The following is a 26,550-nucleotide window of genomic DNA, read 5'->3' on the forward strand; positions in this document are numbered from 1 at the left end:
GCTCATGATCGTTCCTCGGGTGGCCATCGGCACGGACGTGCACGCCTTCGCGGCCGGGCGGCCCTGCTGGGTCGCCGGCCTGCACTGGCCGGACCAGGACGGCCTCGCCGGCCACTCCGACGCCGACGTGGTGGCGCACGCCGCCTGCAACGCCCTGCTCTCCGCCGCCGGCCTCGGCGACCTGGGCGCCAACTTCGGCGTCGACCAGCCGGAGTGGGCGGGCGCGTCCGGGGTGACACTGCTCACCGAGAGCGCCCGGCGGGTCCGGGCGGCCGGCTTCCGGATCGGCAACGTGTCGGTCCAGGTGATCGGCAACCGCCCGAAGATCGGTCCGCGCCGGGACGAGGCGCAGCGGGTGCTCTCCGCCGCGGTGGGCGCCCCGGTCACGGTCTCCGCCGCCACCACCGACGGGCTCGGCTTCACCGGGCGCGGTGAGGGGCTGACCGGCATCGCGGTGGCCCTGGTGTACGAGGCGCCGACCGACTGAGGCGACGCCGGTCCAGACCCGCGAGGCGCCGCGAACAGCGCCCTCGCGGGCCCGGCGAGCGGCGGTGCTCAGGCCACGTCGGCGCAGAGGTCGTGCACGGTGCCGTGCCGCATCGTGAGGGTCTTCACGCCGGTGGGGCTGAACTGGACGGTGTACTCACCGTCGATGATGTACAGCCCCTTCGGCAGGGAACCGCCGTTCTCGCGGAAACCGAACAGCACCGGACCGGTCACGTACCAGGTCATCGAGCCGTCGGTGCCGTATTCGATCCGGGCGCTGCCGCTCGCGTCGGTGATCGTGCTGGCCCCGGTCTCCAGATTCGTGAACCGGCCGATCAGGGCACCCTGGTAGAGCTCCCGCTCCGGCGAGCCGTCCGGGTACGTCGACACGGTCAGCTTCCGGACCTCGTCCAGGATCGGCTCACTCCGTACGGCGAAGTCGCAGCGGGCACCGGCCGGCAGCTCGAACGCGGCCTGCGGCGCCGGCTCCCAGACCCCGGGGGCGATGTCGCCGCTCGCGGCGGACGCCGGCACCGGACCGGCCGCGACGAGGGCTGCCGCGGCCAGCGCCGCTCCGACACTTCTCAGGTAACGCATGATCACTCCATTCGTCTCCAGTGGTGGGACGGACTCAGCGTCACCGAGCTGGCTCACCATCGGCTCACCAGACACCCGACCTGACCGGCGTCGGCGGGGCGAACGCCGGCCCCGGACACACCACCGGCTCACCGGCCCGACAACCTGGTGCGGGGGTCAGGCGGTTTCAAGGGGCATGGACTTCCACCTGCTCGGACCGTTCGAGGCCCGCCACGACGGCCAGCTCGTCGAGGTCGGCAGCCGGCGTCAGGAGCGTTCGCTGCTCGGTGTGCTGCTGCTCGAGCCGGGTCGACTGGTCAGCACCGACCGCCTGATCGACCTGCTGTGGCACGGTTCGCCGCCGGCCTCGGCCCGGGGCGCGGTGCACACGTACGTCGGCCGGCTCCGGGCGTCGCTGACGCCGTACGGGGTGCGGATCAGCACCCGGGGCGACGGCTACCTCGTCGAGGCGGACGGGCACCGGGTCGACGTGGTGGAGTTCGCGGCGCTCGTCGGGCAGGCGGGCGACACCGCCGATCCGGCCGAACGGGTGCGGCTGCTGGAGCGGGCGCTCACCCGGTGGCGGGGGCCGCTGCTCGCCGACAGCGCCGACGACGAGCTGCGGGAACGGTTGCAGGGCCCGCTCGAGGAGCTGCGGCTGGCCGGCGTCGAGCTGCGGGCGGAGGCCCGGCTCGCCCTGAACCAGCCCGACCGGGCGATCACCGAACTGACGCCGCTGGTGGCGCGGCACCCGACCCGGGAACCGCTCGTCGCCACCCTGATGACCGCCCTCCACCGGGGGGCCCGGCGGGCGGAGGCCCTGCGGCTCTACCGGACCACCCGGGACCTCCTGGTGGCGGACCTGGGGGTGGAGCCGGGGTCGCGGCTGCGCGACGTGCACCGCCGGATCCTCGCGGATGACGACCGGCTCGACCGTCCGGGCCGGCCCATCTTCGAGGTGCGGGTGCGCGACGAGCAGCTGCCCTGGAGCGTGGGTGGGCATCCCGCCCTCGACTTCTGCAACACCTTCGCGGGTTGGGGCCTCGCGCCCTCGCCGCCACGGGGTGAATGGCTGCGGAGCTACCGGACCCTGGCGGTGTGGATCGGCCACGTCGGACTGGCCGACGAGGTGTCGGTGAGTCGCCTGCTCCATCTCGCCCGGCGCGACCCCGGCCGGGCCGACGCGTTGCTCACCGAGGCCCGCGCCCTCCGCGCGACGCTGTACGCCTGCCTGGTCGCCCCGGACGACCGGCGGGCCTTCGAAACGGTCGCCCGGTACGCGGAGGCCGCGGCGCGTACCCTCGTGTTCCGCCCGGAGGCCGACGGGCGGGGGCGCTGGTGGCCGGACCTGACCGCCGGACTCCGGTTGCCGCTGCACGCGGTCGCGTGGAGCGCCGCGCAACTGCTCGCCGACCCGCGCCGGCTCACCGTCCGGGTCTGCCCGGACGAGCAGTGCGGCTGGCTCTTCCTCGACGAGACCGGCCTGCGCCGATGGTGCAGCATGGGCACCTGCGGTCGCCGGGCCGCCGGGACCACCTGCCGGAGCGCCTGACCGCGCCGTCGTCCCGCTCGACGCTGGTCGGCGGGCCGGGGCGGCGGCGGTTACGCTCGCCGGGATGTCGAGTGACGCCGCCTCCGACCAGTCCGCCGCCGACGGCTACCTCCAGCGCGCCCAGCTCCTCGCCGAGCTGGGCCGGTACGACGAGGCGGTGGGCGAGCTCAGCTCGCTGATCGCCAGCGAGCCGGGCAACGCCGACGGGCTGGCCATGCTGGCCCGGATGCACCTCGCCACCGACCGGTCCGCCGAGGCGCTCCGCGCCGCCGAGGCGGCCGTGGCCGCCGCCCCGAACGCCGTACCGCCGCTGGCGGCGCGCGGGTTCGCGCTGGTTGACCTGGGTCGGTGGAAGGCCGCCGCGAGCACCGCGGACGAGATCCTGGCGCTCGGGCCCACCGACCCGTACGCCCAGCGCAGCGCGGCCGCGATCCTGTCCGGCTCGCGCAACGGGCAGCAGGCGCTGGATGCCGCCTGGCGAGGCGTCGAGCTGGCGCCGGAGGAGCCGCAGGCGCACCTGGTGCTCGGCCTGGTCTCCGCCCGGCTGGAGCTGTTCGACCTGGCCGAGCGGGCCTATCGGGAGGCGCTGCGGCTGAACCCGCAGCTGGCCGGGGCGCGGCACGACATGGGCGTGATCCGGCTGGAGCAGCGGCGCTACGCCGAGGCGCTGGAGCAGCTGACCGAGGCGGCCGCGATGGATCCGGCGCGTAGCAACGCCGGCCGGACGATCTCCGACGGCCTGCGGCGGCTGGTGCTGTACGGCGCGGGCTGGTGCCTGGTCGCCGCGGTGCTGGTCGCCTTCCTGGCCCCGGCCGCGCCGGGCCTGTCCCGGGTCGTCGCGGTGCTGTCCGCTCTCGGCGGGGTGCTGGTGGTCTGGCGGCACGCGGCCCGGATGCCGGGCCTGCTCGGGACGATCCTCCCCGGGCTGCTGCGGGCCGACCGCGGCCTGGCGCTGGCGGTGTACGCGGTGGCCGTCGCCCCGGCGCTGCTGGTGCTCTACGCGCTGGTCGGTGGGCCGTGGCCGTTGGTGGCGTCGGTCGCGGTGGCGCTGACCGCCGAACTTGCTGTGTTGGCTCGGCGCTGAGCGAAACCTGTCGTGGTCGGTCACCGCCTGTCCGACGGGGTTATTCCCTGTCTGAGGGGTGACCCTGGCTACGTGTGGGTGGGGGCGGCTGCGGGGTAGCAACAGCTGAGGCGAAGGCTTTCCTTGCCGGTGCGGTCGCCCGTCGGCGGCGGCTGTCGACAACCGGCGTCCCCAACGTTGCAGGAAGCGGAGAATCGTGCTCACCGTCAACGCCTACGCGGCCCCGTCCGCGACCGGACCACTCACTCCGACCACCATCGAGCGACGCGACCTCGGGCCGCACGACGTCCTGATCGACATCCGGTACTCCGGCATCTGCCACTCCGACATCCACACGGCGCGCAGCGAGTGGGGTCCGACCACCTACCCGATCGTGCCCGGCCACGAGATCGCCGGCGTGGTGCAGGAGGTCGGCGCCGAGGTGACGAAGTTCGCCGCCGGCGACCGGGTGGGCGTCGGCTGCATGGTCGACTCCTGCCGGGAGTGCGACAACTGCCGCAAGGGCCTGGAGCAGTACTGCCTGAAGGGCAACGTCGGGACGTACGGCGGGGTCGACGCCGACGGGCAGCCCACCCAGGGCGGCTATTCGCGGGCCATCGTGGTCACCGAGGACTTCGTCCTGCGCATCCCCGAGGGCCTCGGGCTGGACGTGGCCGCGCCGCTGCTCTGCGCGGGCATCACCACCTACTCCCCGCTGCGGCACTGGGGCGTGGGCCCGGGCAGCCGGGTGGCGATCATCGGCCTCGGCGGGCTCGGCCACATGGCCGTCAAGCTGGCCCACGCCATGGGCGCCGAGGTCACCGTCCTGTCGCAGTCGCTGAAGAAGCGGGAGGACGGGCTGCGGCTCGGTGCCGACCACTACTTCGCCACCTCGGATGAGGAGACCTTCGCCAAGCTGGCCGGGTCGTTCGACTTCATCCTGAACACGGTGAGCGCCAAGATCGACCTGGACGCGTACCTGCGACTGCTCGCGGTGGACGGGACCCTGGTCAACGTCGGCGCGCCGGAGGACCCGCTGTCGGTGCACGCGTTCTCGCTGATCCCGGCCCGCCGGTCGTTCGCCGGCTCGATGATCGGCGGCATCGCCGAGACGCAGGAGATGCTCGACTTCTGCGCCGAGCACGGCCTCGGCGCCGAGATCGAGGTCATCCAGGCCGAGCAGATCAACGAGGCGTACGAGCGGGTGCTCGCGTCGGACGTGCGCTACCGCTTCGTCATCGACGCCGCGACGATCTGAGCCACCGTCGCCCGGCGGGGGCCGCGTCCGTCCGGACGCGGCCCCCGGGGGCGTACGGTCAGCCCCGGCGCGCCCAGGTCCAGGCGTACGCGTCGTCCTCACAGGCGGCCGCGGCGTCGCAGAGGTCGAGCGGGCGGAAGGTGTCCACCATGACCGCCAGCTCGTCGAAGAAGTCCACCCCGATCGAGCGCTCGGCTGCGCCGGGCTGCGGGCCGTGCGTGAAGCCGGACGGGTGCAGCGAGATCGAGCCCTGCTCGATGCCGGAGCCGCGCCGGGCCTCGTAGTTGCCGCCGGTGTAGAAGAGCATCTCGTCGGAGTCGACGTTGTGGTGGTTGTACGGCACCGGGATGGCGTCCGGGTGGTAGTCCACCTTGCGCGGCACGAACGAGCAGACCACGAAGTTCGGGCCCTGGAAGGTCTGGTGCACCGGCGGCGGCTGGTGCACCCGGCCGGTGATCGGCTCGAAGTCGTGGATGGAGAACGCCCACGGGTACATGTGCCCGTCCCAGCCGACCACGTCGAAGGGGTGGTGGGCGTACGTGTAGCGGGTCCAGCCCCGGCGGTGCCGGACCAGGACCTCGACGTCCTCGCCGTCGACCAGCAGCGGCGTGTCCGGCCCCCGGACGTCCCGCTCGCAGTACGGCGAGTGCTCCAGGAACTGCCCGCGGACCGAGAGGTAGCGCTTGGGCGGCCCGACGTGCCCGGCCGCCTCGATGGCGAGCAGCCGGGTCGGCTGGTCGCCGGTCGGCACCAGGCGGTGGATGGTCGAGGTGGGGATGATGACGTAGTCACCGGCCACCGCCTCCAGCACGCCGAAGGGCGACTCGACGCGCAGCGACCCGGCCTCCAGGTAGAGGCAGTGGTCGCCGGTGGCGTCCCGGAACAGCGGGGACGGCCGGTCGGCCAGCACGTACGCGATCCGGACGTCGTCGTTGGCGAGCAGGTACTGCCGGCCGAGCACCGGGTCCGCGCCGGTCCCGTCGAGCTTGTGGGTGCGCAGGTGCCGCGGCTTGAGCGGCAGGTTCGGCACCCGGGCGACGGCGGGCGGGGTGAACTCCTCGGCGGCCACGATCGCGGTTGGCGCGTGCCGGTGGTAGAGCAGCGACGAGTCGGAGGAGAAACCCTCCTGGCCGACCAGTTCCTCGGCGTAGAGGGTGCCGTCGGGCTGACGGAACTGGGTGTGGCGCTTGCGGGGCACCTCGCCGACGCTGCGGTAGTACGGCATCTCGCCTCCCGATATGTCCCGTTCTCTTGCCGGCGACGTCCGATAATCGGACGCTGTTGTCCGTTCCCCGTAGCGTCCCGTAGATTCTTGTGTCGTGTCAACGCAGGTGCCCCGCCTCTTCGCCGGCCTGGTCGACGACGCCGCGGTCTTCCCGCCCGGCAGCGCGCCCGTGCCGGACGCGGTGAGCGCCCACCGTCGGCACCGCGCCGCCTGGTACGCCGACCTGGTCGGGCCGCTGCTGCTGCCCGCCTCGATCATCACGGCTGGCGAGCTGAGCGGCCTGGTCGACCCCGCCGAGGGCTTCGTCATCGGGCTGATCGGCGACACCGGCCTCGACCGGCTGCCCGTCGCGCTCTCCTTCCTCGCCCCCGACGGGGTGACCGCCCGGCAGGTCGAGGCGCCCGTCGCCAAGCGCGGCGAGGACCCGCAGCCCGGCCTGGCCGAGCTGGTGAAGCTCACCGAGCGGCTCGGCGGCACCCCCGTCCACGCCGAAATCCCGCTGACCTTCGGGCTGATGGGCGCCCTGGACGCCGTCGCCGACGCGCGGGCCGGCGGGCTCCCGGTCGCCGCCAAGTTCCGCACCGGCGGCCTCGCCGCCGAGCTGTTCCCGACCCCGGTCGAGCTGGCCGCGGTGATCTGCGCCTGCCGGGACCGGGACCTGCCGTTCAAGCTGACCGCCGGGCTGCACCACGCGATCCGCCACCGCGACCCGGAGACCGGCTTCACCCACCACGGCTTCGTCAACGTGCTCGCCGCGACCCTCGCCGCCACCGACGGCGCCGAGGTGGACGCCGTGGCCGAGCTGCTCGCCGCCACCGACCCGGTGCGCGTCGTCGAGCAGGTCCGGGCGCACCGGGACGACGAGCGCCCGCTCTGGGTCGGGTACGGCTCGTGCAGCATCGAGGAACCACTGACCGATCTGATCCGGCTGGGGCTGGTGAACGGGGGCTTCGAGGAATGAGCAAGCGCAGCGAGCGAATCAGCAGGACCGTTCGGCGGAGCGGAGTGGCGGCATGAGCTGGGTGACGGGTGCCGACGGTTCGGCGTACGGGGTGACCAACCTGCCGTACGGGGTGTTCCGGCACGGCGGCCGGGAGCCGCGGATCGGCGTACGCATCGGCGACTTCGTGCTGGACCTGGCCGGCGCGGAGGCCGCCGGGCTGGTGCTGGCCGGCGGGGCGCTGGGCCGGCCCACCCTCAACGACTTCCTGGCGCTCGGCCGCCCGCAGTGGACCGCCGTCCGGCAGCGGGTCACCGAGCTGCTCACCGACCCCGCGCACCGGCCGGCGGTGGAGCCGCTGCTGGTGCCGCTGCGCGAGGTGGAGCTGCTGCTCCCGTTCGAGGTGGCCGACTACGTCGACTTCTACTCGTCCGAGCACCACGCGGGCAACGTCGGGCAGATCTTCCGCCCCGGCCAGCCGCCGCTGCTGCCGAACTGGAAGCACGTGCCGATCGGCTACCACGGCCGGGCCGGCACGGTGGTGGTCTCCGGCACCCCGGTGGTCCGCCCCATCGGGCAGCGGGCCACCGCGCAGGGGCCGACCACCGGCGCCTCCGTGCGCCTGGACATCGAGGCCGAGGTCGGCTTCGTGGTCGGTCTGCCGAGCCGGCTCGGCGACCGGGTCCCGGTCGAGGACTTCGCCGACCATGTCTTCGGCGTGGTGCTGGTCAACGACTGGTCCGCCCGGGACATCCAGGCCTGGGAGTACCAACCGCTCGGCCCGTTCCTGGGCAAGTCGTTCGCCACCTCCGTCTCGGCCTGGGTCACCCCGCTGGACGCCCTGGCCGACGCCTTCGTGCCCGCCCCGGACCAGGACCCGCCGGTGCAGGACTACCTGCGGGACATCCCGCACCTCGGACTGGATCTGGCCCTCTCGGTGGAGTGGAACGGCGAGCGGGTCGCCGAGCCGCCCTTCGCCACCACGTACTGGACGCCGGCCCAGCAGCTCGCCCACCTCACCGTCAACGGGGCGTCGCTGCGTACCGGCGACCTCTACGCCTCCGGCACCGTCTCCGGGCCCGAGCGCGGCCAGGTCGGCTCGTTCCTGGAGCTGACCTGGGGCGGGGCCGAGCCGGTCAAGTTCGCCGACGGCGGCACCCGGACCTTCCTGGAGGACGGCGACACGGTCACCATCACCGCCACCGCTCCCGGCCCGGACGGCACCACCATCGCCCTCGGCGAGGTCACCGGGACCATCCTCCCGGCCCGCTGAGCCGCCCTTCCGCACTCCCCGTCCCCGGTCGCACCCGCTGTGCGACCGGGGACGTTTCCTTCGGCGTTGATCGACGCGGATTGCGTTCGCCCCGGCGGTGCGGGCCGGGGCGCACCGGGTGGAACCGAAGGGAACGAGGATGACCGAGCTGACCGGCGCCGTCTGGCGCACCAGTAGCCGCTCCAACGACCAGGGTCTCTGCGTCGAGGTGGCGACCAACGCGATCGCCGCGCACGGCGTGGTGGGGGTACGCGACTCCAAGGACCAGGCCGGCCCGACGCTCGCGGTCAGCCCGCCGGGGTGGACGGCGTTCGTCACCGCGATCCGGGCCGAGACGTTCCACCGCTGACCCCCCGGCTGCCGGGCGTCCGGTGCCCCGACCCGAGGGCACCGGTGGTGGAAATGTCACCCGAGACTCCCCGTTTCCCGTTCACGCCCCGTACCGTGGACGATACGGGAGGTGTCATGTCCACGGTGACGGTCAGCGAGCTCATCGAAGCCCAGGACGTCGACGTCTGGCGGCTCCTCACCGATCTCCCCGCGCGGGCCGGCTGGCTCTCCGCCGTCAGCGCGGTCGACGTGCTCACCTCCGGTGAGTTCGGTCCCGGCACCGCCTGGTGCGAGACCCGGGTCCGGCCGGACGGCGCCGCGGAGCCGGAGGAGTTCATCGTGGTCGAGGCGGTGGCCCCGGCCCGGCTGGTGCTCAGCTCGCGCGGCGCCGGGGTGGACTATCGGATCACCTGGACGCTGCGGACGGTCGAGCGTCGGCGGCGCGGCTGCACCGAGGTCACCGTCGAGCAGGAGGCGGTGCCGACCGCCGTGTACGGCCGGATGCTCGCCCTGATCCTCGGCGGCCTCGCCGCCCGGGCGGTCGAGGGTGCCCTCCGGCGCGACCTCGCCGACCTGGCCCTGGCCGTCGCGCCCCGCCGCTCCGCCGAGGCCGCCTGAGCTGGCCCGCCGCCACCTGACCGGTCCCGGGCAACGCCAGCCCGGCGCGCCTGCCGCCGCGCTGCGGCCTGGAGTTGGCGGTGGGTAGGGTGCCGGGCGGAGGTGCGGCATGGGGAAGCCCGCGGGGCGGCGGTGGATCGTGGTGGCGCTCGCGGCGGTGCTCGCCGTCGGGGCGGCGGCCGCCGTGCTCCACCGGGTGCTCGCGCCGGCCGAGGTCAGCACGGTCGCCCGGAGCGGGTACCCGCCGGCGGCCGCCACCCCGCAGGTCGGCGTGATCGGCCGGCTGCCGGTGGCCCCGCTGGTCGTCGACGGCCGGCTCCGCGTCTACGCCGGCACCCGTCAGGTGTACGCCGACCAGCCGGCCGACCGGAAGCACCGGGTGACCCCCTTCTGGTCCTACCGGCGCTGGCCGGCGAAGGTCGACGGGGTGCTCGCCGACGGCACCACCCTGGTCAGCCGCTGGTCCGACGGAAAGCTGGTGGCGCTGGACGCGCGTACCGGGCGGGTCGCCTGGCGGGCCGAGGGGCCGGAGCCGGGCATGGTGCCCGAGCCGCGCCGCACCTACGCCTCGACGGTCTGGGATCCGGGCGGGCTGTATGTCGCCCGTGCCGCCGACGGCCGGGCCATGCTGGTCGCCGCCGGCGCCGGGCAGCTCGACGGGTACGACCTGGCCGACGGCCGCCGGCTCTGGCGGGTCGACCGGGAGCGGGGCTGCATCGGCGCCGCCGGCACCACCGCCACCGGCGAGGTGCTCGGGTTGTTCGCCTGTGACGGCCCGGAGACGGTCGAGTTCCGGGACGCGGCGACCGGCGCGGTACGCAGCCGCTGGCGCCCCCCGGACGCCCCGGACGAGTTCGTGCTGACCCCGGTGGGCTGTCGGGAAGGGCGCTCCGGGTGCCGGGGGCTGCGCATCTCGCCGCCCGGCGACGGCACCGGCCGGGGCTGGCTGGTCGGCCCCGGTGCCCCGGTGGCCGCGCCCGCGCTCGACGGGGCGGACGCCGAACTCGACGGCGAGCGGGTCGTCGGCACCTCGGCGGGGGTGGTGACCGGCCGGTCCGCCCGCACCGGCGAGGAGCTGTGGCGGCGGGCCGACCTCGGACCGGTCCGCATCATCGCGGTCGAGCCCGGCCGGGTGCACCTGCTGACCGTGCGGCGGGACCTGGTGACGCTCGACCCGGTCACCGGCGCGGAGCGGTCCCGCTTCGCCTTGAACGTCGGCCACGACGGCATCGGCTGGACGCCCGGCCGGGCGTACGCGACGGGTGGGTACGTGGCGGTGGAGCGGTTGCGGGAGCGGGCCAGCCCGGACGACGACGACCAGGCGTACTTCCTGATGGCCGAGCCGGTGCTGCTCGCCGCCACCTGAGCGGCGGCGAGCAGCCGGCACGGGTCAGGCGAGCGCCGCCTCGGCGGCGGCCAGGAAGGCGTCGTTCTCGGCCGGGGTGCCGATGGTGACCCGGACGCCGTCGCCCGGGAACGGCCGGACGATCACGCCGCGCGCCTCGCACGCCTTGCCGAAGTCGACGGCCCGGTCGCCCAGCGGCAGCCAGACGAAGTTGGCCTGGCTGGACGGGACGTCCGGGACGAGCTTGCGTACCGCCTCGGTGACCCGGTCCCGCTCGGCGACGACCAGCGCGCAGCGGCGCTCGACCTCGTCGGCCTGGGTCAGCGCGGCGAGCGCGCCGGCCTGGGCAGCCATGCTGGTGGAGAAGGGCGTGACGACCTTGCGCACCGCGGCGGCCACGCTCGGCTCGGCGACCAGCCAGCCGATCCGCAGGCCGGCCAGCCCCCACGCCTTCGAGAGCGTGCGCAGCACCGCCACGTTCGGCCGGTCCAGGTAGCCGAGGGCGTCCGGCACCTCCGGGTCGGTGACGAACTCCCGGTACGCCTCGTCGATCACCACGAGCACGTCCTCCGGCACCGCGTCGAGGAAGCGGTCCAGCTCCGCCTTGCGCACCGCCGTGCCGGTGGGGTTGTTCGGGTTGCAGACCAGGATCATCCGGGTCCGGTCGGTCACCGCCGCCGCCATCGAGGCCAGGTCGTGGCCGTGGCCGGCGTCGTTCGGCACCCGCACGCTGGTCGCGCCGCTGGTCGCCGCGATGATCGGGTACGCCTCGAACGACCGCCACGAGTAGAGCAGCTCGTCGCCGGGCAGGCAGGTGGCCCGGACCAGGTGCTCGGCCAGCGCCACCGAGCCGCAGCCGGTGGCGATCCGATCGGCGTCGACGCCGTACCGCTCGGCGAGGGCCTGGCGCAGCGCCACCACGCCCATGTCCGGGTAGCGGTGCGAGCCGGCCACCGCCTCGGCGACCGCCTCCACCACGCCCGGCAGCGGGCCGTAGGGGACCTCGTTGCTGGCCAGCTTGATCGCCTCCGGCAGGCCCAGCTCGCGGGCCAGGTCGGCGGGGCTGCGCCCGGGCACGTAGTTGGGCAGCGCGTCCAGGTCGGCGCGGGTGAGCCGCAGCGGAGGCTGGTGACGTCCGGTGTCGGTCATGGGGTGTCTCCCGGGGGGTTGGCGCGGTCGCGCGGGGTGGTACGGGTGTCGGGCCTGGTACGGGGAAGCTGGACCACCACGGTCTGCGCGCGCTTGTCGTGCAGCGCCTGGCGCAGCGGCTGGTCGAAGAGCACGGAGACGGCGTCCATGAACTGGAGCAGCAGGCCGAAGCCGGCGCAGTACCAGAGCAGGGTGGGCAGGCCGAGGGTGGTCCAGCGCCGGGTGGCCCGGCCGAAGCCGAGCGGCTGGTCGGCCTCGACCGGCAGCGCCCGGATGCCCATCACGCGCTTGCCGAAGGTCTGCCCGCGGGCGGCCATCGAGGGCACCTCGTAGGCGAACCACAGCGCGGCGACGATCAGCACGATGGCGAGCCACAGCGCGTCGGTCTGCTGACCGGCGGGCGGTAGCGGCGCCGTGGTGGCGTCAGGCGTCTCGGCCCGCCGCCAGGCCTCCCGAAGAGGGGGAGCGAGTTCACCGAGGAGGCGCCACACGAACCAGCCGTTCACCGCGACGTTGAGCAGGAACAGCACGAAGATGTCAATGAGGCGGGCGACCAGCCGGGCGCCGTACGAGGCGAGCGGGAGCCCGTGCGGGCGCGGCAGGGGGGGCCGCGCCGGCCACGACGGGTACGGCCAGCCCGGCGGCGGCCCCGGCGGCTGGCCGGGCGCGGGCGGGTGGCCCGGCCACTGCCCCGGCCCGCCGACCGGCTGCCCCGGGTACGGCCCGGCACCCGGTTGCCCCCGGTACGGCGCGCCGACCGGCTGTCCCGCGGCTGGCCCGGGACCGGGCTGCCCCAGATAGCCACCCGGGGCGCCCGGGTGCGGGGTGGGCGCCGGCGCGGCGGCGGGGGCCGGCTCGGGCGACGGCGGGCCCTCGGGTGGGGTGGCGTCGACCGGGATCGGCGCGCCGATCCACCCCTCGCCGTCCCAGTACCGTCGGGTCTCGGGGTCGGCGGGGTCGACGTACCAGCCCGGTTGCACGCTCACGGTGCAACCTTAACGACGACGGTGCCGGCGAACTTGTCGTGCAGGCACTGCTGCCAGGGCTTGTCCCAGAGCTGCCACAACCCGTCGGCGTAGTTCGCGAAGGGCACCAGCGAGCCGGCGACGAACTCCACCAGGTACCGCTTGCCGAGGACGCCCCGGGTGAGGGGCGCCGTCGGATCGAGCGGGACGATGCGCAGCTTCATCAGCTTCTTGCCGAGCGTCTGGCCGGTCCGGCGGGCGTACTCGACGTGGTAGAGCCAGTAGAAGACGAGCAGCACCAGCAGCAGTCCCGCCTCGGCGAGCAGCATCGGCAGGAAGAAGTCGGTCAGCATCGTCCCCGGGTCGGGCGGGGGCACCGTCCCGTCCGGGGCGACCGTCATCATCTCGCTGAACATCCGGAACCAGAGCCAGAGGAAGACCGGCAGGAAGAGCACCATGGCCAGGGCGGTCGCCACCGCGGTGTCGATCAGCCAGGCCACCAGCCGCTCGCCGAAGCCGGCCAGGGGCTGCCCGTTGGGTGCCAGGGTGGGCGGCACGAGACCGGGGTGCGGGGCGTACCCCGGGGGTGGCGGCGGGTAGCTCGGCAGCCCGGCGTACGTGGGCGGGGCGTACTGGACGGGTGGCCCGTACGCGGGTCCGGCGGGCGGCGCGAAGCCGCCGCCCGCGGGCGGGGGCCCGGCGGGCGGCGGCGGGGTGTTCGGGGGAGGCTGCGTCACGCCGACAGTGTTACAGGTTGCCGCGCTTCTCCTGCTCCCGCTCGATCGCCTCGAACAGGGCCTTGAAGTTGCCCTTGCCGAAGCCGAGCGAGCCGTGCCGCTCGATCAGCTCGAAGAAGACGGTCGGGCGGTCCTGCACCGGCTTGGTGAAGATCTGGAGCAGGTAGCCGTCCTCGTCCCGGTCGACCAGGATCTTGCGGGCCTTCAGCTCCTCGATCGGCACCCGCACCTGGCCGATCCGGGCACGCAGCTCCGGGTCGTCGTAGTAGGAGTCGGGGGTGTCCAGGAACTCGACGCCGGCGGCCCGCATCGCGTCGACGCTGGCCAGGATGTCGTTGGTGGCGACGGCGATGTGTTGGGCGCCCGCGCCCTGGTAGAACTCCAGGTACTCGTCGATCTGCGACTTCTTGCGAGCGACGGCCGGCTCGTTGAGCGGGAACTTCACCTTGCGGGTGCCGTTCGCGACCACCTTGCTCATCAGGGCGGAGTAGTCGGTCGCGATGTCGTCACCGATGAACTCGGCCATGTTGCTGAAGCCCATGACGCGCTTGTAGAACTCGACCCACTCGTCCATCCGGCCCAGCTCCACGTTGCCGACCACGTGGTCGACGGCCTGGAAGAAGCGCTTCGGCTGGATGCCCGCGTCGATCATCGGCTGCCGGTCCACGATCGGCCCGCGGGCCACGAAGCCGGGCAGGAACGGGCCGGTGTAGCGGGACCGGTCGACCAGGGTGTGCCGGGTGTCGCCGTACGCGGCGATGGCCGCCAGCCGGACGGTGCCGTGCTCGTCGCTGACGTCGTGCGGCTCCACCAGGCCGGTGGCGCCCTGCGCGGTGGCGTGCGCGTAGGCGGCGTCCACGTCCGGCACCTCCAGCGCGATGTCGGAGACGCCGTCGCTGTGCTTCGCCACGTGCTCGGCGCCCTCGGCGTCGGGGCGGACCGTGCCGGTCAGCACGAACCGGGCCGAGCCGCTGGTCAGCACGTACTGGGCGTGGTCCCGGTAGCCCTGCTCCGGGCCCCGGTAGGCGACGCAGGTCATGCCGAACGCGGTGGAGTAGTAGTGCGCGGCCTGCTTGGCGTTGCCGACCAGGAAGTGCACGTGGTCGAGGCCCTTGACCGGGAACGGGTCCCGGGTGATGTCGTGGTCGACCGCGCCGACGAGGGCGTCGACGTCAACCTCCTCGGTCGACTGGGGTCGGTCGATCGCCTGGGTCATGGTGGCCTCCCTTGCGTACCGGCCGGCCTGGTGGGCCGCCGTCGGTGAGCTGTTGTGGCGAGGATCGCTTTCCCCCCGACCGTTGGGCAACAGTTGGCTGAAATCCTGGTCAGGTTGTGCATTCGGTAAAGTGAAGCCCCATGAACGCTAGTCAGGGTGTACAGCTCGACGAGCTGGACGCACGGCTTCTCACGTTGCTCGCCGAGGAGCCACGGATCGGGGTGCTGGAGTGCTCCCGCCGGCTCGGGGTGGCCCGGGGCACCGTCCAGGCCCGGCTCGACAAGCTGGTCGACCGGGGGGTGATCGGCGGCTTCGGCCCGGACATCTCCCCGGCGGCGATCGGCTTCGGGGTGACCAGCTTCGTCACCCTGGAGATCAGCCAGCGGCACGGCCACGACCCGGTGACCGCCCACCTGGCCGCCATCCCCGAGGTGCTGGAGGCGCACACCATCACCGGCTCCAGCGACCTGCTCTGCCGGATCGTGGCCCGGTCGAACACCGACCTCCAGCGGGTGATCGACCAGATCGTCAGCTCCGAGGGGATCCGGCGCGCCTCCACCATCATCGCCCTGGCCGAGCAGATCCCCTACCGCACGCTCCCCCTGGTCCGCTCCGCCGCCCGCTGAAAGGAAGGGCCCCTGCTCACGCCGCTTGACCCGGCGCCGAGGCGCAGAAAGCGGCGCGACACGCATCCGCGAGGGCTCGGCAGCGCGGTGATCGTCGCTACCGTGTGCGGTGTGAAGGGCCTTGGGGTACGCGGCTGGTTGCTGCTCGGGCTCATCACCGTGGTCGTGCTCGCCGCCACGGGAGTGTGGAACCCGTTCCCGACCATGTGGGACTGGGTCGACCGGAGCGAGCCGATCGCCGAGCCGAACGTGGTCTGGCAGCAGCGGGTCGGCGGCACGCCGAGAAGCGTCACCATCGCCGGCGACACCGTGATCGTCGAGCAGCGTACCCGGATCGAAGCGCGCAGCCTGGCCACCGGCACCCAGCTCTGGGAGCGCAAGGCCGACTGGGCGGCGGTCGCGGGCGGCGACCGGGACCCGGTCGTCGCCGTGGGCAAGCTCCTGGTCAAGGGGTACGAGGTGCTCGACCCGGCCACCGGCGTGGTACGCCGCAGCGACGACCGGGCGGTGGCCGTCTGGACGTACCGGGACCTGCTGCTCGACGCCCGCTGCGTGGCGGCCACCGACTGCACGCTGCGGGCCTTCGAGCCGCGCGGGAGCCAGCCCCTGTGGACGGCGTTCCTGCCCGGGGTGCACAGCGGGATGCTCGCCGACAACCCGGAGCTGCTCGGCACCCGGCGGTTGGGCGCGCCGCGCATCGACGGCGGGGTGGCCGGACCGGAGGCCGTCCCGCCGCTGCTCGGCTTCCCGGTCGACGGGCGGGTGCACGTGGTGGACACCGCGACCGGCCGGGTGCTGCAGAACGTCCAGCCGGGCCGGGAGGAGCGGCTGGCGGTGATCGGTGGCCGGCTGCTCCGGATCGCCGCCACCTCGCGCGACGGGAGCTGCTACTTCGTCATCACCGCGGTCGACCCGGCCACCGGCCGGGAGGTGTGGCGGCGCGCCGGGGTGAACCTGCGGACCGCCGACTACGCCGGCTGTGTGCAGCGGGAGGACCCGCAGGGCGCCCGGAACGTGCTCATCGGGGTCGCCCCGGACGGCCGCGAGGCGGTGATCGACGGGTACGACGGCCGGCTGCTCCAGGTCGGCGCGGACGGGGAGAAGCTGCTCGCCGTCGACGACCGCTACGCGCTGGTGCGCAGCGCCGACAAGCGGACCATCCTCGGGCGGGAGCTGTCCGTGGACCGGACCGCCTGGACCCGGCCGGCCGGCGGGAAGAGCGGCGCGGCGCTCACCCCGTACGCGGCGGTGATCGCCGAGGAGAAGCCGGCCCGGCTGATCGCGGTCGACCCGGCCAGCGGGCGCGAGCTGGTGGTGCTGCGCACCTCGGCGAAGGCCCTGGCCGTCGGCCCGTACGGCATGATCATCGGCGAGGGCCGGGAGATCGGGTACGTCCGCTGGGGCACCGCCGGTTCCGTCCCGCCGCCGGCCCAGGGCGGCGTGCCCGGGCCGAACCCGGGCGGGACCTTCCTGCCCCCGTCCGACCAGGGCAGCTGCGGACCGAAGAAGGAACTCTGCCAGCCGGGGAGCGGCGCCGGATGAGAGCGGCGTCCCAGGAGGCCCCCGGCGGGTGTCACCGATCGACGCGCCTGCCCTAGGCTTTTCCGTCATGAGCAGTGCCGCCGCGTTCTCGTACGCCCCCTTGCTGCCGACCGGTCCCGACCAGACCGAGTACCGCCTGGTCACCGACGAGGGCGTCGACGTCGTCAACGGCCCGGGTGGCCGTCGGTTCCTCACCGTGGAGCCGACCGCGCTGACCGCGCTGACCGCCGAGGCGATGCACGACATCGCCCACTTCCTGCGCCCGGCGCACCTGGCCCAGCTCCGGTCGATCATCGACGACCCGATGGCCTCGCCGAACGACCGGTTCGTCGCGCTGGACCTGCTGCGCAACGCCAACATCGCCGCCGGTGGCGTGCTGCCCATGTGCCAGGACACCGGCACCGCGATCGTGATGGGCAAGCGCGGGCGGCACGTGCTCACCGACGGCACCGACGCCGAGGCCATCTCGCGCGGCGTCTACCAGGCGTACACCCGGCTGAACCTGCGCTACTCGCAGCTCGCCCCGCTGACCATGTGGGAGGAGCGGAACACCGGCAGCAACCTGCCCGCCCAGGTGGAGCTCTACGCCGAGGACCCGGAGGGGCACGCCGACGCGTACAAGTTCCTCTTCATGGCCAAGGGCGGCGGCTCGGCCAACAAGTCGTACCTCTACCAGGAGACCAAGGCGCTGCTGAACCCGACGCGGATGTTGCAGTTCCTGGAGGAGAAGCTGCGGCTCATCGGCACCTCGGCCTGCCCGCCCTACCACCTGGCCATCGTCATCGGCGGCACCTCCGCCGAGTACGCGCTGAAGACCGCCAAGTACGCCTCCGCGAAGTACCTGGACAGCCTGCCCACCTCCGGCTCGATGAGCGCGCACGGCTTCCGGGACCTGGAGCTGGAGGCCCAGGTGCTGGAGCTGACCCGCAACTTCGGCATCGGTGCGCAGTTCGGCGGCCGCTACTTCTGCCACGACGTACGCGTGGTCCGGCTGCCCCGGCACGGTGCCTCCTGCCCGGTCGCCATCGCCGTCTCCTGCTCCGCGGACCGGCAGGCGGTCGCAAAGATCACCCCGTCGGGCGTCTGGCTGGAGCGCCTCGAGACCGACCCGGCCCGCTACCTACCGGACGTCACCGACGCGCAGCTGGACACCTCCGAGGTCGTCCGGGTCGACCTGAACCGGCCGATGGACGAGATCCGCGCCGAGCTGTCCAAGTACCCGGTGAAGACCCGGCTCTCGCTGACCGGCCCCCTCGTGGTGGCCCGGGACATCGCGCACGCCAAGATCGCCGAGCGGCTGGACGCGGGCGAGCCGATGCCGCAGTACCTGCGCGACCACGCCGTCTACTACGCCGGCCCGGCCAAGACCCCGGAGGGCTACGCCTCCGGCTCGTTCGGCCCGACCACCGCCGGCCGGATGGACGCCTACGTGGAGAAGTTCCAGGCGGCCGGCGGCTCGACGGTGATGCTGGCCAAGGGGAACCGCTCCGCCCAGGTCACCCGCTCCTGCCAGCAGCACGGCGGCTTCTACCTCGGCTCGATCGGTGGCCCCGCCGCCCGGCTCGCCCAGGACTGCATCAAGCACGTCGAGGTGCTCGAATACCCGGAGCTGGGCATGGAGGCGGTCTGGAAGATCGAGGTGGAGGACTTCCCGGCCTTCATCGTGGTCGACGACAAGGGCAACGACTTCTTCGCCGAGGTCACCAAGCCGGTGCTCACCGTCGGCCGGCGCTGACCTCGGCACGTACGCGAAAGGGGCGCCGGGCGGGGATCCCCGCCCGGCGCCCCCTTCCTGTCGTTCGTCGACATCGGTGCGCCCGCCCGCAGGTTCACGGGTCGGGCGCACCGCCCCCGTCGGATGCCGTCACCGACAACCAGGAAACGAGTGTCGGCGGCATCGCTGTCGATCCGCTATCAGATCGCTATCGCCTCACCGGAGCGGTCCGTGGGCCGGGCGCTACGCTGCTGGAGGTTGCACAGGATGGCTGCGGGGGCGCGGATGCGGTTCGGGATCCTGGGACCCTTGCGGGTGGGTGCGGGTGAAGCCACCGTCACCGCAGGTCGGGACCGGACCGTCCTCGCCATGCTGCTGTTGCGCGCCGGCCGGGTGGTTCCGGTCGAGGAACTGATCGACGCGGTCTGGGAGGACCACCCGCCGGCCACCGCCCGGACCCAGCTTCAGATCTGCGTGTCGCGACTGCGACAGCGGCTCTCGCTGCTCGGGATGTCCCCGGAGGTCATCGTCCGGGACCCGGTCGGCTACGGCGTCTGGGTCGAGCCGGACGAGCTGGACGCCCTGGTCTTCGCCCGCGAGGTCGAGACCGGCCGGGCCGCGCTGGCCGCCGGGCAGCCCACCGAGGCGCGGCGGCGTTACCGCGCCGCGCTCGCGCTCTGGCGTGGGCCTGCGCTGGCCGGGATCGCCAGCCGGACCGTACGCCGCCGGGCGCAGGCGCTCGACGAGCAGCGCCTGACGGCGCTGGAGGAGTGCGTCGACGTCGAGCTCCGGCTGGGGCAGGCGGCGGACCTGATCGACGAGCTGGCCGAGAGCGTGGAGCGTGAGCCGCTACGGGAACGGCTGCGCGGGCAGCTCATGCTCGCCCTCTCCGCGGTCGGGCGGCAGGCCGACGCGCTCGCCGTCTATCGGGAGGGCCGCCGGATCTACGCCGAGGAGCTGGGCATCGAGCCCGGTGCGGCGTTGCAGGAGCTGCACCAGCGGCTGCTGACCGGCGACGTCACCGCGAGCGGGCCGGAGCTGCCCCGCGTCGCGTCGGTGCGGTCACTGCCGCGGGCGATCAGCGACTTCACCGGCCGGGAGCAGACGGTGGTCCGGCTGGTCAAGGAGATCGCCGAGGAGGGCGCCCGGGTCCAGCTCATCGACGGGATGGCTGGCAGCGGCAAGACCACCCTCGCGGTGCACGTGGCGAGCGCCCTCGGCGACCGGTTCCCGGACGCGCAGCTCTTCATCGACCTGCACGGGCACAGCGAGCGCGCGCCGGTGACCCCGGCGGCGGCGGTGGACACCCTGCTCGGGCAGCTCGGCGTGCCGCCCAGGCGGATCCCGGTCGACCTGGAGGGGCGGCTGGCGGTGTGGCGTACCGAGTTGGCCAACCGCCGGGCCGTGGTGGTGCTCGACAACGCGGCCAGCGCCGCCCAGGTGGCGCCCCTGCTGCCCAACGGGCCGGAGAACCTCGTCCTGGTCACCAGCCGACGGCGGCTGATCGGGCTCGACGGCGGGCGGCCCTCGTCGCTGCCGGTGCTGGACCTGGACGAGGCCGTCGAGATGCTCGGCCGGGTGGCCGGCCCGGAGCGGGTGGCCGCCGAACCGGCGGCCGCGGCGGAGGTCGTCCGCCGTTGCGGTCACCTGCCACTGGCGATCCGGTTGGCGGGTGCCCGGCTGGCCCACCGTCCACGCTGGCGGGTCGCCGACCTGGCGGCGCGGCTGGCCGCCCGGCGGGACCCGCTGGCCGAGCTCGCGGCCGGCGAGCGCTCGGTCGGTCAGGCCTTCGCGCTGTCGTACGCCCAGGTGTCGGCGCCGGCGCAGCGGCTGTTCTGGCTGCTCGGGCTGCATCCCGGGGGGCGGTTCGACAGCGGGGTGGCCGCGGCGCTGGTCGAGCTGCCGCTGACCGAGGCGCAGGACCTGCTCGACGAGCTGGTGGACGCGCACCTGGCCGAGGAGGTGGAGCCGGGCCGATACCGGCTGCACGATCTGCTGCGCGAGTACGCCCGCATGGTGCTGACCGAGCCGGCGCGGGCCGCTGATCGCCGAGCCGGCGTGGCCCGGCTGCTCGACCACTACCTGTACGTCGCCACCGCGATCGCCCGGACGACCGAGCCCAGCCCCGGTATCGAGGACGTGCACCACCTGCCCCCGCCGCCGCGCCCCGATCTCCTCGCGGCGGGCCAGGAGCTCGGCCGTCCCTGGCTCGACGAGAACCGCTCCACGATGACTGCCCTGGTCCGGCTGGCCGAGACCGAGGGCTTCCTCCGGCACTGCTGGCAGCTGGCTCGCGCGCCATGGTGGTTCAACTTCCACGGCGGGCACCTCGATGAACTGGTCGAGACGCACACGATCGCGATGCGGGCCGCGCAGCAGCTACGCGACGAAGAGGCGATGGCGTTGACCGCGAACCGTCTCGCCGCGACGTACAACCGGTTGGCCCGTTTCACCGAGGCGATCCGGTTGATGGAGGGCGTCGTCGACCGTTACCGCCGGCTCGGCCGGCGGCGCGAGACGGTGCACCATCTGATCAATGTGGCTGGCGCCCATGTCAGCAGCAACGAGTACCGACGCGGCCTCGCGTGCCTCGACGAGGTGCTCGATCTGGGGTTGCTGCCGGAAGACGTCGCGGCGAGGCTGCCGAACCTGCTCAACAACCGATCGCTGGTCCTGACCCTCCTGGGCCGCTATGCCGAGGCCCTCCGGGACGCCCGGCACCACCTTCTGCTCGGCCGACGGAACGGCGATCCGTGGCATGTGGCCAACGCGACCGGCCACCTCGGGATGATCCGGCGTCGGATGGGTGACCGGAGGCAGGCACGCCGGTTGCTTCAGGCGGCGCTCGTGCTCAAACGCGAAAACGGTAACCGGTCCGGCGAGGGCGAGCTGCTCAACGAGCTCGGGGTGCTGGAGCGCGAGGAGGGCCGCCCCGGCCCGGCGGCGACCCGGCACCGCGACGCGCTCGTGGCGATGATCCACGCCGGGGATCGGATCGGGCAGTACGCCTCGCGCAACCTGCTGGGCCGCGCCCTCCTCGAGCAGGGCGACGCGGCGAGCGCGCTGGACCTGCACCGCCGGGTGCTCGACCAGGCCACCGCGCTCGGCGCCCGCTACGAGCAGGCTCGGGCGCTCGACGGCCTGGCCCGCTGCCTGCGCGACACCGACCCGGGTGAGGCCCGCGCCTTCGCCGGCCGGGCGCTGACCCTGTTCCGGCAGATCGAGTCCCCGGACCGGCGGGCGACCGAGGAGCTGCTCGCCGAGCTGGACTGACCGATCATCTGCGGGTCGGCGTGGAGCGCGGCAGGATGGTACGCGTGACGACTCCAGAGGCGACCGGCTACCGGATCGAACGCGACTCGATGGGTGAGGTGGAGGTGCCCGCCGAGGCGCTGTGGCGGGCGCAGACCCAGCGTGCGGTGCAGAACTTCCCGATCTCCGGCCGGGGCCTCGAACCCGCCCAGATCAAGGCCCTCGCGCAGATCAAGGGGGCGGCCGCCCAGGTGAACGGCGAGCTGGGGGTGATCGGTGCGGACGTGGCCGAGGCGATCGCCACCGCCGCCGCGCACGTCGCCGACGGCGGCTACGACGACCAGTTCCCGGTCGACGTCTTCCAGACCGGCTCCGGCACGTCGTCCAACATGAACGCCAACGAGGTGATCGCCACGCTGGCCAGCCGCGAGCTGGGCCGCAACGTCCACCCGAACGACGACGTCAACGCCTCGCAGTCCAGCAACGACGTCTTCCCGACCTCGATGCACCTGGCCGCCACCCAGTTCGTGGTGGAGGATCTGATCCCGTCGTTGCGGCACCTGGCCGGGGCGTTGGAGGAGAAGGCGGCCGAGTTCGAAACCGTGGTGAAGGCCGGGCGTACCCACCTGATGGACGCCACCCCGGTCACCCTGGGCCAGGAGTTCGGCGGGTACGCCGCGCAGGTCCGCTACGGCGTGGAGCGGCTGGAGGCGACGCTGCCCCGGCTGGCCGAACTGCCGCTCGGCGGCACGGCGGTGGGCACCGGCATCAACACGCCGTTCGGTTTCGCGGCCAAGGTGATCGAGCGGCTGCGCGCCTCGACCGGCCTGCCGCTGAGCGAGGCGCGCAACCACTTCGAGGCGCAGGGCGCCCGGGACGCGCTGGTGGAGACCTCGGGCCAGCTCCGGACCATCGCGGTCGGTCTCTACAAGATCGCCAACGACGTCCGCTGGATGGGTTCCGGCCCGCGCGCCGGCCTGCGGGAGCTGCGCATCCCCGACCTTCAGCCCGGCTCGTCGATCATGCCGGGCAAGGTGAACCCGGTGGTCGCCGAGGCGATGCGGCAGGTCTGCGCGCAGGTGATCGGCAACGACGCCGCGGTGGCGTTCGCCGGCTCGCAGGGCGACTTCGAGCTGAACGTGATGCTCCCGGTGATGGGCCGCAACCTGCTGGAGTCGATCAAGCTGCTGGCCGCGTCGAGCCGGCTCTTCGCCGACCGCCTGGTGGTCGGCCTGGTCGCGGACGCCGAGGTCTGCCTGTCGTACGCCGAGGGCTCGCCGTCGATCGTCACCCCGCTCAACCGCCACCTCGGCTACGACGAGGCCGCCTCGATCGCCAAGGAGGCGCTGGCCAAGCAGACCTCCATCCGGGAGGTGGTGATCGCGCGGGGCCACGTCGACTCGGGCAAGCTCAGCGAGGCCCAGCTCGACGAGGCGCTCGACCTGCTGCGGATGACCCACCCCTGAGTCAGGGCGGTCCCCGCCGCCGACCGCGGGTCGGGATATCCGGTCGACCCGGGCCGGGTCCGACCGGCATGATCCGCCGGTGAGCGGAGATGGCGGGACGGTGCTGGCGACCGGGCGGCTGCGGCTGCGCCGGTTCACCGCGGACGACGTGAACCACCTGGTGGAGCTGGACAGCGACCCGGAGGTGATGCGTTTCCTGACGGGCGGCCAGCCGACCCCGGCCGAGGTGGTCCGGGCCGAGCACCTGCCCCGACTGCTGGCCCGGTACGACCGCCAGCCCGGTCTCGGCCGGTGGGCCGCGCTCGACCGGATCACCGACGAGTTCCTCGGCTGGCTGGCGCTCGACCCCTCCGCGAACGGCACCGAGGCGGAGCTGGGCTATCGGCTGCGCCGCTCGGCGTGGGGCCGAGGGTTGGCCACGGAGGGCGCCCGGGCGCTGGTCCGGCACGCGTTCGACGTGGTGGGCGTGCGGCGGGTGTGGGCGGAGACGATGGCGGTCAACGACCGGTCGCGGGCGGTCATGGCGCGCGCCGGGCTGCGGTACGTGCGTACCTTCCACCTGACCTTCGACGACCCGATCCCGGGGACCGAGCACGGCGAGGTCGAGTACGAGCTGCTCCGGGCGGACTGGCCGGCGGTGCGTCAGGAGTGGGACGCGGCCCTGCGGGCGCGGTAGGCGGTGACGGCGGCGCGGTTGCCGCAACCGGCGTCGCAGAACCGGCGGGACCGGTTCTTCGAGAGGTCCACCAGCACGTTGTCGCAGTCCGGGTGTTCACAGGTGCGCAGCCGGCCCAGCTCGCCGGTGCGGACCAGGTCGGCCATCGCCATGGCGGCCTCGACCGCCATCCGGGTCGCCAGCGGCGCGTCCCGGGGCACGGCGTGCAGGTGGTACGGCTCGTCGTCGTGCCGGATGAGCTGGGGCAGCGCGTGGGAGTCGCGGAGCAGCGCGTTGACGATCGCCACCAGCTCGTCGATGTCGACGTCCCAGAGCCGGCGGAGCCGGGAGCGCAGGGCGCGGACCTCGCGCAGCTCGGCGTCGGTGTGCTCGTGCCGGCCGGTCCAGGAGTGCGCGGTGAAGAACCCGTCGAGCGCGGCGACGTCGGGCAGCCCCTCCCGGTCCGGGCCGGCGGTGTTGACCAGCGCGGCGGCGGCGACCAGGGCGCACTCGGTGTCATGAGCAAAGAGCAACTTGACTCCTGTCAGGGTGCCAGCCTAGCGTCATCAGCATAACCACGTTTGACTCATGACCGCTCGGTCGGACCAAGGAGTTGTCGATGCGTGAACGGCCCGGCGTCGGCCTCGGCCTCGCCCTGCTCTCCGCGCTCACCTTCGCCACCTCGGGCTCCTTCGCCCGCCCGCTGATCACCGGTCAGTGGTCGGCCGAGGCGGTGGTGCTGGCCCGGGTCGGCATCGCCGCGCTGGTGCTGGCCCTGCCTGCCCTGCTGGCGCTGCGCGGGCGGTGGCCGGTGCTCCGGCGCAACGCCGGCACGATCGTCGTGTTCGGACTGCTCGGGGTGGCGCTGGCCCAGGCGTGCTTCTTCAACGCCGTCCGCTACCTGCCGGTCGGCGTCGCGCTGCTGCTGGAATACCTCGGCATCGTCCTGGTGGTCGGCTGGATGTGGCTGGTCCACGGCCAGCGGCCCCGGCTGCTCACCGTCGCCGGTTCGCTGACCGCCCTCTGCGGGCTGGTGTTCGTGCTGGACCTGACCGGCGCCGGCCGGCTCGACCCGGTCGGGGTGCTCTGGGGGCTCGGCGCCGGGGTCGGCCTCGCCGGCTACTACGTGATCGCCGGCCGGGTCGACGCCGCGCTGCCGTCGGTGGTGATGGCGAGCGGTGGCATGGCCGTCGGTGCCCTGGTGCTGCTCGTGCTCGGGGTGGTCGGGGCGCTCCCGCTGCGGGCCGGCACCGCGGACGTCGCCTTCGCCGGGCACCGGATGAGCTGGCTGGTGCCGATCGCCGGCCTGTCGCTGATCGCCGCGGTGGTCGCCTACCTGACCGGGGTCGCCGGGGCCCGGCTGCTCGGGGCGCGGCTGTCGTCCTTCGTCGGGCTGACCGAGGTGATGTTCGCGGTGCTGATCGCCTGGCTGGTGCTGAGCGAGCTGCCGACCGCCGTCCAGCTGCTCGGCGGGGCGCTGATCGTGGTCGGGGTCGCCCTGGTGCGGCTGGACGAACTGCGCGGCGGGCGTCCCGAGCCGGTCGAGGAGCGGGCCGACGAGCCGGTGCTGACGTGAGCGGCGTGCTGCGCGTGGTGGTCTTCGACGCCGACGACACCCTGCTCGACCTGCGCCCGGCGGTGACCGGCGGGCTGGTGGCCGTACTCGAGGAGATGCGGCGGCTGGCCCCGGCGGCGGCCGGGCTGTCCCTGGCGGACCTGGTGTCCGACTGGCACGCGGTCTTCGGCGAGCGGAGCGCGGCGCCGGCGGACCTCGCCGCGGCGCTCGGCACGGTCGCCGCGAACAGCCCGGCCGGCGACGCCGTGGTGGACGCGTAGTCGGCAGCGTTCTCCGGGGCGGGGCCGCCACCCCGGCCGCGGTCAGCGCAGCGCCGCGGCGACGGCCTCGGCGGCCGCGCTCACCTGGGCGCCGACCGTCCCGACATCGAGCGGGGCGAGGGCCACCACGCCCACGCTCGCCTCCAGCCCGGCCACCCCGAGCACCGGGGCGGCCACCCCGTACGCCCCGGACTGCAACTCCCCGGTGCTGCTCACCGGCCCGGCCTGCCCGGCCCGACCGGCGAGGATGGCGCGTCCCGCCGCCCCCCGCTCCAGCGGGTGCCGCGACCCGGTCCGGTACGCCACGTGGAACGACGTCCAGCTCGGCTCCACCACCGCGAGGGCGACCCCCTCGCCGCCCTCCACCACGGTCAGGTGGGCCGTCGCGCCGGCCTGCTCGGCCAGCCGGCGCAGCGCGGGCAACGCCCCCTCGGCGAGCAGCGGCTGGGCCCGCCGGGCCAGGTGCAGCACGCCGGCGCCGAGCCGCAGCCGGCCCTCCCCGTCGCGGCGCAGCATGCCGTGCCCGGTCAACGCGCCGACCAGCCGGTAGACCGCCGCGCGGCCGATGCCCAGCCGGTTCGCCGCCTCGGTGACGGTCAGCCCGCCCGGCGCGTCCGCGACCAGGTGCAGCAGGCGCAGCCCCCGCTCCAGGGTCTGCGCCGTCTCCGGTGCGCGCGCCGCCGTGTCCACAGCACGCAGCGTACGAGACAGCTCCGGGCAGCTTCC

The 26,550-nt window shown here is 73.9% G+C and carries 24 protein-coding genes and 1 pseudogene; 17 read left to right on the top strand and 8 right to left on the bottom strand.

Translation table 11 applies throughout. The features are described from left to right. Nucleotides 1–4: 4 nt before the first annotated feature. Nucleotides 5–487: a 2-C-methyl-D-erythritol 2,4-cyclodiphosphate synthase gene (ispF, locus tag Q2K19_RS13020; RefSeq protein ID WP_302771014.1), complete on the top strand. Its 483-nt coding sequence runs from the start codon at nt 5–7 to the stop codon at nt 485–487. Nucleotides 488–555: 68 nt separating this feature from the next. Here ispF and Q2K19_RS13025 read toward each other — a convergent pair whose 3' ends face one another. Beyond that, nucleotides 556–1,083, bottom strand: a complete 528-nt coding sequence (locus Q2K19_RS13025) for a hypothetical protein (RefSeq protein ID WP_302771015.1) — start codon at nt 1,081–1,083, stop codon at nt 556–558. A gap of 175 nt (nt 1,084–1,258) precedes the next feature. On the opposite strand from Q2K19_RS13025, the gene Q2K19_RS13030 reads away from it, so the two are divergent. From Q2K19_RS13030 to Q2K19_RS13040, 3 genes are all read left to right on the top strand, one after another. Continuing rightward, entirely contained in the window at nt 1,259–2,614 is a 1,356-nt protein-coding gene (locus tag Q2K19_RS13030) for a BTAD domain-containing putative transcriptional regulator (RefSeq protein ID WP_302771017.1), read from the top strand. 64 nt (nt 2,615–2,678) lie between these two features. Further along, nucleotides 2,679–3,698 (top strand): tetratricopeptide repeat protein, encoded by a 1,020-nt coding sequence (locus Q2K19_RS13035; RefSeq protein ID WP_302771019.1) that lies wholly within the window; start codon nt 2,679–2,681, stop codon nt 3,696–3,698. Between the two features lie 196 nt (nt 3,699–3,894). Next, on the top strand, nt 3,895–4,935 hold the full coding sequence (locus Q2K19_RS13040; protein ID WP_302771021.1) for an NAD(P)-dependent alcohol dehydrogenase: 1,041 nt from the start codon (nt 3,895–3,897) through the stop codon (nt 4,933–4,935). Between the two features lie 58 nt (nt 4,936–4,993). On the opposite strand, the gene Q2K19_RS13045 is transcribed toward Q2K19_RS13040, so the two are convergent. Beyond that, nucleotides 4,994–6,160 (bottom strand): homogentisate 1,2-dioxygenase, encoded by a 1,167-nt coding sequence (locus Q2K19_RS13045; RefSeq protein WP_302771022.1) that lies wholly within the window; start codon nt 6,158–6,160, stop codon nt 4,994–4,996. A gap of 94 nt (nt 6,161–6,254) precedes the next feature. On the opposite strand from Q2K19_RS13045, the gene Q2K19_RS13050 reads away from it, so the two are divergent. The 5 genes from Q2K19_RS13050 (at nt 6,255) to Q2K19_RS13070 (ending at nt 10,687) form a co-directional block, all read left to right on the top strand. Next, the gene (locus Q2K19_RS13050) at nt 6,255–7,121 is read left to right on the top strand and encodes a hypothetical protein (protein ID WP_302771024.1); all 867 of its coding nucleotides are present in this window, start codon (nt 6,255–6,257) and stop codon (nt 7,119–7,121) included. A 52-nt stretch (nt 7,122–7,173) separates the two neighbouring features. Continuing rightward, nucleotides 7,174–8,373 carry a fumarylacetoacetase gene (gene fahA, locus Q2K19_RS13055; RefSeq protein ID WP_302771026.1) on the top strand — a complete coding sequence of 400 codons (1,200 nt, stop codon included), beginning with the start codon at nt 7,174–7,176 and terminating at the stop codon, nt 8,371–8,373. Between the two features lie 139 nt (nt 8,374–8,512). Next, complete coding sequence (locus tag Q2K19_RS13060) at nt 8,513–8,722, top strand: DUF397 domain-containing protein (RefSeq protein ID WP_302771028.1); 210 nt, start codon at nt 8,513–8,515, stop codon at nt 8,720–8,722. A 116-nt stretch (nt 8,723–8,838) separates the two neighbouring features. Further along, complete coding sequence (locus Q2K19_RS13065; protein WP_302771030.1) at nt 8,839–9,321, top strand: SRPBCC family protein; 483 nt, start codon at nt 8,839–8,841, stop codon at nt 9,319–9,321. A 109-nt stretch (nt 9,322–9,430) separates the two neighbouring features. Continuing rightward, complete coding sequence (locus tag Q2K19_RS13070) at nt 9,431–10,687, top strand: outer membrane protein assembly factor BamB family protein (RefSeq protein WP_302771031.1); 1,257 nt, start codon at nt 9,431–9,433, stop codon at nt 10,685–10,687. A gap of 24 nt (nt 10,688–10,711) precedes the next feature. Here the strand turns inward: Q2K19_RS13070 and hisC are convergent, their stop codons facing one another. The 4 genes from hisC to hppD are packed head-to-tail and all read right to left on the bottom strand — an operon-like array spanning nt 10,712 to nt 14,733. Continuing rightward, nucleotides 10,712–11,815 (bottom strand): histidinol-phosphate transaminase, encoded by a 1,104-nt coding sequence (gene hisC / locus Q2K19_RS13075; RefSeq protein WP_302771033.1) that lies wholly within the window; start codon nt 11,813–11,815, stop codon nt 10,712–10,714. Continuing rightward, nucleotides 11,812–12,801, bottom strand: coding sequence for an RDD family protein (locus Q2K19_RS13080; RefSeq protein ID WP_302771035.1), 990 nt, complete (start codon nt 12,799–12,801; stop codon nt 11,812–11,814). Before Q2K19_RS13080 ends, hisC begins: the two co-directional genes overlap by 4 nt. Then, the gene (locus Q2K19_RS13085; RefSeq protein ID WP_302771037.1) at nt 12,798–13,517 is read right to left on the bottom strand and encodes an RDD family protein; all 720 of its coding nucleotides are present in this window, start codon (nt 13,515–13,517) and stop codon (nt 12,798–12,800) included. Before Q2K19_RS13085 ends, Q2K19_RS13080 begins: the two co-directional genes overlap by 4 nt. A 10-nt stretch (nt 13,518–13,527) precedes the next feature. Further along, complete coding sequence (hppD, locus tag Q2K19_RS13090) at nt 13,528–14,733, bottom strand: 4-hydroxyphenylpyruvate dioxygenase (RefSeq protein WP_302771039.1); 1,206 nt, start codon at nt 14,731–14,733, stop codon at nt 13,528–13,530. Nucleotides 14,734–14,873: 140 nt separating this feature from the next. Between hppD and Q2K19_RS13095 the strand changes: the two genes are divergently transcribed. The 6 genes from Q2K19_RS13095 (at nt 14,874) to Q2K19_RS13120 (ending at nt 24,009) form a co-directional block, all read left to right on the top strand. Then, nucleotides 14,874–15,359, top strand: coding sequence for an Lrp/AsnC family transcriptional regulator (locus Q2K19_RS13095; protein ID WP_302771041.1), 486 nt, complete (start codon nt 14,874–14,876; stop codon nt 15,357–15,359). 153 nt (nt 15,360–15,512) lie between these two features. Further along, nucleotides 15,513–16,901 (top strand): outer membrane protein assembly factor BamB family protein, encoded by a 1,389-nt coding sequence (locus Q2K19_RS13100; RefSeq protein ID WP_446839811.1) that lies wholly within the window; start codon nt 15,513–15,515, stop codon nt 16,899–16,901. 67 nt (nt 16,902–16,968) lie between these two features. After that, complete coding sequence (locus Q2K19_RS13105; protein ID WP_302771045.1) at nt 16,969–18,636, top strand: fumarate hydratase; 1,668 nt, start codon at nt 16,969–16,971, stop codon at nt 18,634–18,636. A 264-nt stretch (nt 18,637–18,900) separates the two neighbouring features. Beyond that, nucleotides 18,901–21,888, top strand: coding sequence for an AfsR/SARP family transcriptional regulator (locus Q2K19_RS13110; RefSeq protein WP_302772463.1), 2,988 nt, complete (start codon nt 18,901–18,903; stop codon nt 21,886–21,888). Between the two features lie 35 nt (nt 21,889–21,923). Further along, complete coding sequence (locus Q2K19_RS13115; protein ID WP_302771047.1) at nt 21,924–23,333, top strand: class II fumarate hydratase; 1,410 nt, start codon at nt 21,924–21,926, stop codon at nt 23,331–23,333. Between the two features lie 79 nt (nt 23,334–23,412). Then, entirely contained in the window at nt 23,413–24,009 is a 597-nt protein-coding gene (locus tag Q2K19_RS13120; RefSeq protein ID WP_302771049.1) for a GNAT family N-acetyltransferase, read from the top strand. Here the strand turns inward: Q2K19_RS13120 and Q2K19_RS13125 are convergent. Next, nucleotides 23,976–24,521, bottom strand: a complete 546-nt coding sequence (locus Q2K19_RS13125; protein WP_302771051.1) for a CGNR zinc finger domain-containing protein — start codon at nt 24,519–24,521, stop codon at nt 23,976–23,978. The genes Q2K19_RS13120 and Q2K19_RS13125 overlap by 34 nt on opposite strands. Before the next feature lie 86 nt (nt 24,522–24,607). On the opposite strand from Q2K19_RS13125, the gene Q2K19_RS13130 reads away from it, so the two are divergent. Then, entirely contained in the window at nt 24,608–25,564 is a 957-nt protein-coding gene (locus tag Q2K19_RS13130; protein WP_302771053.1) for an EamA family transporter, read from the top strand. A gap of 5 nt (nt 25,565–25,569) precedes the next feature. Further along, nucleotides 25,570–25,731 (top strand): annotated as a pseudogene (locus Q2K19_RS13135) (HAD family hydrolase); the annotation flags it as partial. 135 nt (nt 25,732–25,866) lie between these two features. Here the strand turns inward: Q2K19_RS13135 and Q2K19_RS13140 are convergent. Next, the gene (locus Q2K19_RS13140) at nt 25,867–26,514 is read right to left on the bottom strand and encodes an IclR family transcriptional regulator (RefSeq protein ID WP_302771054.1); all 648 of its coding nucleotides are present in this window, start codon (nt 26,512–26,514) and stop codon (nt 25,867–25,869) included. Between the last annotated feature and the right edge of the window lie 36 nt (nt 26,515–26,550).

Origin of the sequence: Micromonospora sp. NBRC 110009, assembly GCF_030518795.1 — a bacterium.
In the GTDB taxonomy this organism is placed as follows: domain Bacteria; phylum Actinomycetota; class Actinomycetes; order Mycobacteriales; family Micromonosporaceae; genus Micromonospora.

What these genes read in the sequence shown, in the direction of transcription:
- Q2K19_RS13070 (WP_302771031.1), top strand. Translation starts at nt 9,431, where the DNA reads ATGGGGAAGCCCGCGGGGCGGCGGTGGATCGTGGTGGCGCTCGCGGCG.
- ispF (WP_302771014.1), top strand. Translation starts at nt 5, where the DNA reads ATGATCGTTCCTCGGGTGGCCATCGGCACGGACGTGCACGCCTTCGCG.
- Q2K19_RS13035 (WP_302771019.1), top strand. Translation starts at nt 2,679, where the DNA reads ATGTCGAGTGACGCCGCCTCCGACCAGTCCGCCGCCGACGGCTACCTC.
- hppD (WP_302771039.1), bottom strand. Translation starts at nt 14,733, where the DNA reads ATGACCCAGGCGATCGACCGACCCCAGTCGACCGAGGAGGTTGACGTC.
- Q2K19_RS13025 (WP_302771015.1), bottom strand. Translation starts at nt 1,083, where the DNA reads ATGCGTTACCTGAGAAGTGTCGGAGCGGCGCTGGCCGCGGCAGCCCTC.
- Q2K19_RS13115 (WP_302771047.1), top strand. Translation starts at nt 21,924, where the DNA reads ATGGTACGCGTGACGACTCCAGAGGCGACCGGCTACCGGATCGAACGC.
- Q2K19_RS13030 (WP_302771017.1), top strand. Translation starts at nt 1,259, where the DNA reads ATGGACTTCCACCTGCTCGGACCGTTCGAGGCCCGCCACGACGGCCAG.
- Q2K19_RS13060 (WP_302771028.1), top strand. Translation starts at nt 8,513, where the DNA reads ATGACCGAGCTGACCGGCGCCGTCTGGCGCACCAGTAGCCGCTCCAAC.
- Q2K19_RS13065 (WP_302771030.1), top strand. Translation starts at nt 8,839, where the DNA reads ATGTCCACGGTGACGGTCAGCGAGCTCATCGAAGCCCAGGACGTCGAC.
- Q2K19_RS13045 (WP_302771022.1), bottom strand. Translation starts at nt 6,160, where the DNA reads ATGCCGTACTACCGCAGCGTCGGCGAGGTGCCCCGCAAGCGCCACACC.
- Q2K19_RS13105 (WP_302771045.1), top strand. Translation starts at nt 16,969, where the DNA reads ATGAGCAGTGCCGCCGCGTTCTCGTACGCCCCCTTGCTGCCGACCGGT.
- fahA (WP_302771026.1), top strand. Translation starts at nt 7,174, where the DNA reads ATGAGCTGGGTGACGGGTGCCGACGGTTCGGCGTACGGGGTGACCAAC.
- Q2K19_RS13130 (WP_302771053.1), top strand. Translation starts at nt 24,608, where the DNA reads ATGCGTGAACGGCCCGGCGTCGGCCTCGGCCTCGCCCTGCTCTCCGCG.
- Q2K19_RS13095 (WP_302771041.1), top strand. Translation starts at nt 14,874, where the DNA reads ATGAACGCTAGTCAGGGTGTACAGCTCGACGAGCTGGACGCACGGCTT.
- hisC (WP_302771033.1), bottom strand. Translation starts at nt 11,815, where the DNA reads ATGACCGACACCGGACGTCACCAGCCTCCGCTGCGGCTCACCCGCGCC.
- Q2K19_RS13110 (WP_302772463.1), top strand. Translation starts at nt 18,901, where the DNA reads ATGCGGTTCGGGATCCTGGGACCCTTGCGGGTGGGTGCGGGTGAAGCC.